A 10,372-nucleotide genomic window follows, 5' to 3' on the forward strand; every position below is an offset into this window, starting at 1 on the left:
TCGTGGCTGAGGACGCTTCCACCGAAGCGACTTCGCTGCCTGGTTCCGCTGGTGTTAGTGGATCGGATGCAGGGATTTCCCAGGACGCCGCCTCGCAGTTGTCGGGCGGCACCTACGAAGTCCTTCGCAACCGGCTTCGCACCGCCGCCGGCGATCTTCGCGATCGACTCGCCAAGCTGAACGAAGACCGCGGCGAAGTCTTCGGGAACATCGAAACGCGATTGATTGCGACGCAGCGGGTCTCGACCGAACACAACTGCGTCCCACGAGACATTGTCTCGATTGGTGACGAGTTCCTGTTTGGATACAACGTTCAGTTCGGATTGAAAACCGAAATCGAACTGGCCGACGTGTTCTCGATCTACCGCATGGAATCCACCGAGTTCCATGAACGACCGCTCGAGCGAATCATGGACGATCGCTTCGTCAGTGATTTTCACGAGCTGTACCGGTTCTACAAAGACACCACGTTCCTGCGGTTCTTTGTGTCCGGCCCGATCTTGCACATGGTGTTCCAAGTCGGCAAAACCGCTCGCGATATCAAATCGTTCAAATGGCGTCGCAGCCCCGAAGGCCTGCAATACGTCGACAATCGCAGCGACCACGAAGTCCGCTTGCCCGACCAGCATGAATTTCGCTGGCAGAGAACCACGCGGGACATGCATCACTACGGTGAGCACCCGCATATCTCCATCGATGACCGCGTGTTCGTCGAAACGGTCGGTGGTGACCTGACGATCAAAGTCGAAAACAACACCAGCGTCGGCGAAGGCATCTACGCCGAACCGGTCGACAACTTCGACCAAAAACTCGACGACGCGGAGATTCATTACGCAATCGTCGGTCACTTGGTCTTGCTCAAGATCAAACCGTATCAAGAGAACCAATTTCGCTACATCATCTTCAACGGCAAGATCAACCAAGCGATCCGTTTGGACGAGATCCAGCACGCCTGCGTGATGCTGCCTGGCGACCAAGGTCTGATCTTCCCCGGCGGTTATTACTTGCAATCCGGCGAGTTCAAACGCTTTGACCACGGACTGGTCGACATGCGTTACGAGCGAACAATCAACTCGCCCAATGGCGAAGACAGCTTGTATCTATTTTCCCACGTAGAAGACGGAACGTACATCCAACTACGCTACAACCAAATCCGCCAATCGGTCGATACGCCGCTCGTGTGCCACGGTCAAACGTTCTTCGAAGCCGGCGAAATGGTCTGTTTCAAAGGCCAAGACACACCGCAAAAGCACCATGCGATTCAGTTGTGGCAAACGCCGTTCACCAGCGAAGACTACCTGCCCGAGAACCAGACCGATTCGTTGCTGTTCAAGATCGGCAACAAAGATCTGGTTCGCGGGATGGCCGAATGCAGCGAACTGCTGCAACTGATCGAGAAGGACGACAGCTACAACGATTTGTACATCGACCTGTCCAAGAAGTCCGGCGATGTCCTCGACAGCTACTTCTGGATCGACAACGAAGAGACACATCACCTCGCTGAACCACTTCGCAAAATTCGCGAAACGGCGGGAGCGGCGATCGAAGAATACGAGAAAGTCGTTCGTGTTCGCGAAGCCACGGCCAAGCAAACTCGCCAGGTCCAATCGGACACGAACACGACGCTGAAAGAGATCGAGCGTTCGCGGTTCACTTCGATCGACCAGTTCGTCGCTTCGCTGGCGCAACTGCGAGTCCAGAGAGGTCGTGCGATCGCTCTGCGAGAACTTCGGTTCGTCGACCTTTCCGTCGTGGAAGAGTTGGAATCGGTCACCGCCGAGCAATCAGATCGTCTCAGCCGTCGCTGCGTCGAATTCCTGCTCGGCGAAGATGCCCTGCAACCTTATCGCGACCGAGTTGCCGAAGCCGAAAACCGCGTTCCCGAAATCAAAGGCGTCGCTCAAGCCAAGGAACTCGAGTCGGAGATCGACCAAACCGCTGCCGATTTGGAATTGCTGACCGAAACAGTGAGCAACCTGCAGATCGACGACGCGACTCAGCGGACGACCATCATCGATGCGATCGGCGACGTCTTCGCGACCGTCAATCGCGTTCGCAGTGCGCTGAAAAATCGCAAGCAAGAACTGATCGGCGTCGAAGGCCGAGCCGAATTTGCATCGCAGTTGAAACTGCTCGAACAAACCACCACCGGATACCTCGACGTCTGCGACACGCCCGCTCGCTGCGACGAGTACCTGACGAAAGTCATGGTGCAACTCGAAGAACTCGAAGGTCGCTTCGCCGAATTCGACGAGTTCATCGAAACGCTCGCCTCTCGTCGGGAAGACGTTTACGGCGCTTTCGAATCGCGAAAAGTTGCGTTGGTTGAAAAACGCAATCGACGAGCCGAGGCTCTCAGTTCCGCCGCCGAACGGATCCTCAGCGGGATCCAGCATCGCGTTTCGAACATGGAATCGATCGACCAAATCGCAGCGTACTTCGCTGGCGACTTGATGGTCGGCAAGATCCGTAGCCTGATCGAAGAGCTCGATGAACTCGGCGATGCCGTTCGCGTCGGTGATTTACAAAGCCGCCTCAAAACACTTCGCGAAGACGCGCTGCGAGGCCTCAAAGATCGCCAAGATCTCTACGAAGACGGTGGCGATGTCATCCGACTGGGCGAACGAAAATTCGCGGTCAACACTCAGCCTCTGGACCTGACGACGGTCCTGCGAAGCGACGAACTGTGCCTGCACCTGACTGGCACGCAGTACTTCGATCCCATCGACGACGAGCGACTGATCGCCGCCCGCGACATTTGGAATCAATCGCTGATCAGCGAGAACTCCGACGTCTACCGAGCCGAATTCCTCGCGATGGACTTGTTCGAATCCGGGCAAGCGGAATCGATTCAAGAGTTGGAAACGTTGAATGCGGCTTGGGTCGCCGAACGCATGGCCGGCCGTTTCGATGAAGGCTATGCCAAAGGGGTTCACGATGTCGACACCGCGATCATCTTGCGAGGTTTGATTGACCTAGATCGGTCCATTGGGCTGCTGCGTCACGCTCCATCACTTCGCACCGCATCCCAGCTTTGGTGGCAATGCTTCCTCGACACCAAACAACGCACCAAAATGAAGAATTGGATCGCGGGCTTTGCCAAGCTCGCGATGGCGTTCCCTCAAGCTCAACCTGCCGTCGAATTCCGTCAACACTTGACTGAACTAGCTGCCGAACATCAATCCGAATGGATTGGACTGTTCGAAAAAGTGATCACGCCGGAACGGATCGCAGACTACCTGTTTGAACAACTGACGAGTACCCCCGACAAGGTCGCCATCAGCGGCCATGCAAACACGTTGCACGATGACTTCCTTCGCTCGCTTCCCGAGTCGGATCAAAAACGCTGGGTCCTCGGCGGGCTGAAACCCAACACAGCCTCTCCGGTTCACACCTTCGTGCTGGCTCGCAACTGGGCCGACGCGTTTCTCAACAAACGGGCGAACGACGACAGCCATGAAACCGGTGACTCACCGCATTGGTACCGAGACGAATTGGCTTGGCTGATTTTCCAATCCGCCATGGATGCCAAAAAAACAACCACGACGGCTCGCCCCACCAACGAAGTCATCGACATCCCCGTCGCGAAACGCCTGAAGGGGTTGGTTGGCAGCCATGCCCGAATCGAACGTGGCGAGATGCCGCTGCACTATCACGAATACATCACGCGACTGCGTGGCTACCGCGAAAATATGGTGCCGCGATTCCGCTCGCTTCACCAAGCCAAAACCGAGTGCGTCGAGTCCGCTCGCGAATCGATGCGTTTGGATGAATTCAAACCTCGCGTCCTCAGCAGTTTCGTTCGCAACCGATTGCTCGACGAAGTTTACCTGCCGCTGATCGGCGACAACCTCGCCAAACAAATGGGCACGGTCGGCGAAGACAAACGCACCGACCGAATGGGATTGCTGCTGCTGATCTCGCCTCCCGGCTACGGCAAAACGACGTTGATGGAATACATCGCCAGCCGACTGGGTCTGGTGTTCATGAAAATCAACGGCCCCGCGATCGGGCACGGTGTGACGTCGTTGGATCCAGCGGAAGCCCCCAATGCCGCGGCCCGCGAAGAAGTCATGCGTTTGAACTTGGCGCTCGAGATGGGCGACAACGTGATGTTGTACCTGGATGACATCCAACACACGCACCCGGAATTGCTGCAGAAGTTCATCTCCTTGTGCGATGCCACTCGAAAAATCGAAGGGGTTCGAAACGGAAAGACGCGAACGTACGACCTGCGTGGCCGGCGAGTTGCGGTGGTCATGGCGGGCAACCCGTACACCGAATCGGGCGATCGTTTTCAAATCCCCGACATGCTTTCCAACCGCGCCGACGTCTACAACTTGGGCGAGATCATCGGCGAATCGGCCGATGCGTTCGAGATGAGTTACCTCGAGAACTGCTTGACCAGCAACGTGACCTTGGCACCGCTTTCCAACGCGTCGCCATCGGACGCTCGAGCGATCATCGCCGCGGCGGGACGGGATTCTGTCGAAGGCATCGAACTGGAAGCCAATTTCAGCTTGGACCAAATTCGGGACATGTTCGAAGTCACCCGCAAATTACTGCGAGTCCGCGATGTCGTGCTGCGAGTCAACCGCGCCTACATCCGCTCGGCCGCCCAAGCCGACGAGTACCGGACCGAGCCGCCGTTCAAGCTGCAGGGCAGTTATCGGAACATGAACCGGATCGCCGAACGGGTCGCTCCGGTGATGAACGATGCCGAACTGCAATCGCTGATCATCAGCAACTACGAACAAGACGCTCAAACGCTGACGACGGACAACGAAGCCAACGTCCTGAAGTTCAAAGAACTGATGGGCATCCTGACGCCGGAAGAGAAACAACGTTGGGACGCGATCAAGTACGCGTTTGTGGAAAGCGTCCGGATGGCGGGCATGGACGGCGAAGATCAGGCCGCTCAAGTCCTCCGGCAACTCGCATCGATGCGAGATGGTCTGGAATCGATCCGGCAAGTCATCGCCAAAGCCATCGCGATGGAAGATCACTCGGCGGAAGAACGCATGGATTCGCGGGTCGACACGCTGCGACAGACGTTGCTGTCGATGGGCGAATTGATGTCGGGCCGTTTGGAATCCACCGCGAATCAGCTCGAAGCGATTTCTCGGCAACAAGCCGCCTCACCGCCCGACCAAAAGATCCTGGTTCAACACAAAGTCCCACGCGTGATCGCGGAATTGGTCAAAGGCCAATTCCACCTGATGCAAGAATGGATGCGTCCGCTGCTGGAAGAATCAATCGACAACAGTCGCGACCTGGGCCGCTTGAAGCAGCAAATGGACCTGATGCTGAAGACTTTTCGCGATGTGGAAGATTCGTTCCAACCACCCGGTGAATGAGCCGGGCGGTCACGTGAAATGACCGGCCCCGGGGATCTTGTCATTCCGCCGGAATGAATCAGACTTCTGCGTCATGAATCCCAACGCGTTCCATCCGAAGATCTTGCCTGCCACGCCGGAATCGATCCGGCTTGCCAGCCAAGCCTTGCGCGATGGAAAGCTGATCGGATTGCCCACCGAAACCGTCTACGGCTTGGCCGCGCGAGGCGACCAGCCCGATTCGGTCGCGAAAATTTTCGCGGCGAAACAACGGCCTTCGACCAACCCGCTGATTTTGCACGTGGGCGATCCCGACGCAGTTCATCCGTTGGTCGCGATGGATTCAGACATCACGCGGCGACGTTTCGAAGCCGCGTCCTCCTTGTGGCCTGGACCACTGACATTGGTTCTGCCGCGATCCGAGTCGGTGCTGGACTGCGTCACCGCGGGAGGCAACACCGTGGCCGTGCGTGTTCCCGCTCACCCGGTCGCGTTGCAATTGCTGCGCGAAGTTTCGCTTCCGATCGCTGCCCCAAGCGCCAACGTATCGAACTACATCAGCCCGACTCGTCCCGAACATGTGATCGATGGCTTGGCAGACTCGGTCGAGTGGGTGCTCGATGGTGGCATCTGCGACGTCGGTCTTGAGTCCACCGTGCTTTCGATTGCCGATCCAAACGCTCCGCCAACGATCCTTCGCGAAGGCGTGCTGTCGGCGACGAAACTCGAAAGCGTATTCGGAGAAACCGTGTTGTCAGCCGCGATCGACAACATGGAATTGACGAAGCCCCCATCCGACGCACCTGCAGCTTCACCGGGATTGCATCGCAGACACTATTCGCCTCGAACGCCTTTGCGTTTGGTTCGCGAGTCAGATCATGCTTCATCTGCAAACAGCGACCTTCGCGTCCTTCGAATTCGGCTTCGTGGACCATCCAGCTCCTTGCCCGGCTACGCAGACGTTTGGAGTTTGTCGGCGGAAGGCGATCCGCTCGAAATTGCCAACCGGTTGTACGAGACACTGCGACGGGCGGACTCAGGGCAGTTCGACCAGATTGAAATCGATCAGATGAACGTCGAAGATTGGAGTGAATCAGGGAACGCCAACCTGATCGCCGCGATTTCAGATCGCTTGCATCGTGCATCCAACCAAGACGACGCACCGCTTGGACGCTGACACCGCCGTTGCCGAAGACGAAGCTACCGCCACCAGCGAAATCACTGCAATTGAGGGCGAGACGCATCCGGTTGAGCTGCGATGATTGGCGGCTGCGAGGGATGAATCGGCATGCCTCCCGGCTGAACCATTCCCGGTGGCGTTGCAAGCCAAGTCTCGACCTTCCACCCGGCATTGCGAGTGGCGGACGGATCCAACCGCATCGCTTGGGCCAACCAGGTTTGAGCGATCTCCGGCTGGCCAGTTTCGACCGCGATCGATGCCAACTGCAATCGTGATGTCGCGTCTTCCGGATTCTTCTGTGCCGATGCGATAAAGAACTGAACCGACTCTTCCGTCCGCCCCAATTCACGCATCGCGATTCCTCGAAGCAAATCCGCCGCTCCGGGCCGGATGGCTTCGTCAACGTCTCCGACAAGCTCGGTGTCGTCACGAAGTCGATCCAATGTTGCTAGCAATCGATCGTATCGTTTTTGTTGATGGTAGATTTCCGCCGTTCGCAATTGAACGTACGGATAATCCGGCTGCAGCGACAACGCTCGGTGGTATGCCGACAACGCTTCGTCTTTCTCGTTGCGAGCGACTTGGCAATCGCCCCAAAGTGCCCAAAGAGCGGCCCATTCGCGATCCGAGTCCAACGCGATCTGGCATTGGCGGGCCGCCTCGTCGACGCGGCCGACTTCCAAGTACATCCGCCCCAAACGCTGCATGTGCTTGGGATCACCCGCCGAAAGCTGGACCGCTTTTTCGAGGTGTGCAATCGCCTCTTCGCGATGTCCTTTTTGCCACAGCGATTCTGACATGCCTCGGTGAGCTGCGTCGTTGACGTTGGATACGTCGAGCGCCTCGGTGAACAGCGTTTCCGCGACGGTCCAATCGCCTTGACGCATCGCTTTCGTGCCCTGACGGGACAGCCTTCGTGCAGCGATCGATTGCCGACTTTCGCCGAAACGACCGATGCCGCGACAACCCGTTGAGGTCGGAATCGACGTGAAACACGTCAGCAGCAGGCCGAGTCGCAATGTCCGCTTCGCCCACCGGACGACCGCCTCGGACCGGAGCACACGCATCCATCGGTCGCATCGCTTTGGATGCCAATCGGTTGGAAAACGCAACGGTTTCACGAGGTTGATTCCGGAAGAAAACAATCGGCACCGCACGACAAAGGTGGCACCACTCTCACGCATAGCAAATTCGCGGTCACCGGTGCCAGACAGCTCGACCAGACCGCATTCCGCCCAAGACCCCCATCTCTTCAGTCGGATCGTCGCCTGCCGGCAAGGTTTACCAGACCGGAACAGGCATTTGGACCGGAATCAATTGCTTGACCGGACCGACCGTCACGACCGAATCGTCAGTGCAAACCGTCGCGGAATCAGCCGATCGTTCAGCAACAGCGAAGGTCATCTCACACGCATTGCGACGTGAGATCGGCTGCGTGATGGATCACACCAGAGCACGTCGAACGTGTTCGTCTCCAACCGGAATGCAATTGATGTTGCCTTATTCTCTCGCCGAATCAGAAGCTGAAGCTCCTGGAATGCTGCTGGAAGAGTTGGAACGCCGCCAAGACGATGTGCTTGCTCAGCTGGATGACCTGGAAGCCAAGCTCAACGAAGTGCTCAGCGGGTTGAAGATCGAACCGGACACGACTCCGCTGGACTGATCCGTGTCGCAGTAACGACACTCTGCGGCGTCCAAAATCACCGCAGTTTCTCGGGCATGCTTTCGGGGCAATTGATTGCCAAACGCGAGAAGTTTTCCGCTGATTTTTTTGAGCCCCCTCGCGCCGGTAACGTACGCTTCATTATGAAGTGTCACGAACTCGCCGAGAAAGTTTCGCAGCTGCGACCTGAATTGTCGCCGTCGGACGTTGCGCGCCTTTGCTTGATGATTCTCAACCAAGAAGACAACCCTTCGCGCCTGGATGATCCGGCGATGTTGCAGTCGGTTTGGCAGAACGTCAGCTTCCGCTTTGAAGCTGCGACGGATCAACACGCGGCTGTTTCACACGAGCTGGACACGTTGCTCAACGATGGTCCGGTTGAATTCACTCCGGACCAATTGTGGACGTTGCTTCGCGCAGTCAAGGTCCAAGGCCAAATGCTGGATCTCTACACAAAAGACGTCTCTTTCGCGTAGACCGACCTGGCTTTCGCACCAACCGGGCAATCTTTCCGATCCGCTCGCTAACTAGCGTTGATCGACAGGAACCACGTCACGCTGCGTTGCGCCGGTGTAGATCTGACGCGGACGATTGATTCGCGAAGCCGGGTTGGCGTGCATCTCACGCCAGTGAGCCAACCAGCCGGGCAAGCGACCAATCGCGAACAGAACCGTGAACATCTGGACCGGAATGCCGAGCGCTCGGTAGATCACGCCGGAATAAAAGTCGACGTTGGGATACAACTTCCGCTCGATAAAGTATTCATCCTTGAGCGCGACTTCTTCCAGCTTCTGGGCAACTTCGAACAATGGATCATCCAGGTTCAACTTTGCCAGCAACTTGTCGCAGCTCGCTCGGATGATGGTTGCTCGTGGATCCGAGTTTTTGTAAACGCGGTGACCAAAACCCATGATGCGGAAGTCGTTGGATTTGTCCTTCGCCATGTCGACGTATTTCTTCACGTCGCCACCATCGGCCGCGATTCGTTCGAGCATGTTCACGCAGGCTTCATTGGCACCGCCGTGAAGCGGTCCCCACAAAGCACCGATGCCGGCGGAGATGGACGCGAACAAGTTGGCGTTGCTGCTGCCGACCATGCGAACCGTGGACGTGCTGCAATTTTGCTCGTGATCAGCGTGCACGATGAACAGCAAGTTCAGTGCTTCCGCAAAATCGGGATCGACCAAGTAATCCGAGGTTGGCGTTGCGAACATCATGTACAAGAAGTTCTCGCAGTAGTCCAACTCGTTCTTGGGGTACATGAACGGTTGGCCCATCGATTTCTTGTAGCTGTACGCCGCGATCGTGGGCAATTTCGCGATCAAGCGATACAGAGAAATCTCGACCTGACGCGGATCATTCAGATCCATTGAATCTTGGTAGAACGTTGACAGCGCTCCGACAACGCTGCTGAGGATCGCCATCGGGTGAGCATCACGTGGGAAGCCGTTGTAGAACGATCGCATATCCTCGTGGATCATCGTGTGTTCACGAATCCCTGAACGGAACGTTTCAATCTCTTCCGCGTTTGGCAGATCGCCAAAGATCAAAAGGTAGGCGACTTCGACGAAGTCACAGCTTTTTGCCAGTTCTTCGATTGGATACCCGCGGTAACGCAGAATCCCTTTTTCGCCATCCAAGAACGTGATTGCACTGCGAGTGCTGCCCGTGTTGACGAAGCCGTCGTCCAAGGTGATCACGCCGGTGTCAGCTCGTAGACGACTGACATCGATCGCTTTTTCACCTTCGGAACCTTCGACCAATGGCAACTCAAGGTTGGTATCCCCGAATTGGACTCGGACGGTGTCGGCTCGTTGAATTTCCAAACTGGAGGAGGAGCTCATGGGCGATCTGTAGATACAATTTACGAGTTGGCGGGACGTCTTGGGGGTGACAGACGTAGTGTAGCCCTGCGTCATCCAAGCGACAATCAGCGGGACCCCACATCCGATGGCCTGAGAGAGCGATTTTGGACTTTGATGTACCCACCCGACCGATTTCACATATTCCTAACAAGTTCTCCGACCGGGAAATTTCGTCGCGGAAACACCAACGCGAAACCACCCCGGCTCCCGTGGTCGTGCAGTTTTGAAGTGCCGTGCTCGCAAGGTTGAAATCACCCTCCTGAACGCATAGGTCGTGCAGTTTTTAAACGCTGTGCTTGCACTGCCTTAAGAACCCCGCCCGAGCAGC

General features: G+C 56.7%; 6 protein-coding genes. 4 read left to right on the forward strand and 2 right to left on the reverse strand.

The window, feature by feature from the left end:
- The first annotated feature begins 2 nt into the window (after positions 1-2).
- Positions 3-5,357, forward strand: a complete 5,355-nt coding sequence (locus tag RE6C_RS03750; RefSeq protein WP_008654002.1) for a DNA repair ATPase — start codon at positions 3-5, stop codon at positions 5,355-5,357.
- A gap of 73 nt (positions 5,358-5,430) precedes the next feature.
- The gene (locus RE6C_RS03755) at positions 5,431-6,513 is read left to right on the forward strand and encodes an L-threonylcarbamoyladenylate synthase (RefSeq protein WP_008654003.1); all 1,083 of its coding nucleotides are present in this window, start codon (positions 5,431-5,433) and stop codon (positions 6,511-6,513) included.
- A 41-nt stretch (positions 6,514-6,554) separates the two neighbouring features.
- Here RE6C_RS03755 and RE6C_RS03760 read toward each other — a convergent pair whose 3' ends face one another.
- Complete coding sequence (locus tag RE6C_RS03760) at positions 6,555-7,403, reverse strand: tetratricopeptide repeat protein (protein ID WP_039961117.1); 849 nt, start codon at positions 7,401-7,403, stop codon at positions 6,555-6,557.
- Between the two features lie 434 nt (positions 7,404-7,837).
- On the opposite strand from RE6C_RS03760, the gene RE6C_RS32730 reads away from it, so the two are divergent.
- Positions 7,838-8,179, forward strand: a complete 342-nt coding sequence (locus RE6C_RS32730) for a hypothetical protein (protein ID WP_236617928.1) — start codon at positions 7,838-7,840, stop codon at positions 8,177-8,179.
- Positions 8,180-8,322: 143 nt separating this feature from the next.
- Positions 8,323-8,655 (forward strand): hypothetical protein, encoded by a 333-nt coding sequence (locus tag RE6C_RS03770; protein ID WP_039961118.1) that lies wholly within the window; start codon positions 8,323-8,325, stop codon positions 8,653-8,655.
- A 51-nt stretch (positions 8,656-8,706) separates the two neighbouring features.
- Here the strand turns inward: RE6C_RS03770 and RE6C_RS03775 are convergent, their stop codons facing one another.
- Positions 8,707-10,023, reverse strand: a complete 1,317-nt coding sequence (locus RE6C_RS03775; RefSeq protein ID WP_008654009.1) for a citrate synthase — start codon at positions 10,021-10,023, stop codon at positions 8,707-8,709.
- Positions 10,024-10,372 lie beyond the last annotated feature (349 nt).

Origin of the sequence: Rhodopirellula europaea 6C (genome assembly GCF_000338295.1) — a bacterium.
Classification (GTDB): domain Bacteria; phylum Planctomycetota; class Planctomycetia; order Pirellulales; family Pirellulaceae; genus Rhodopirellula; species Rhodopirellula europaea.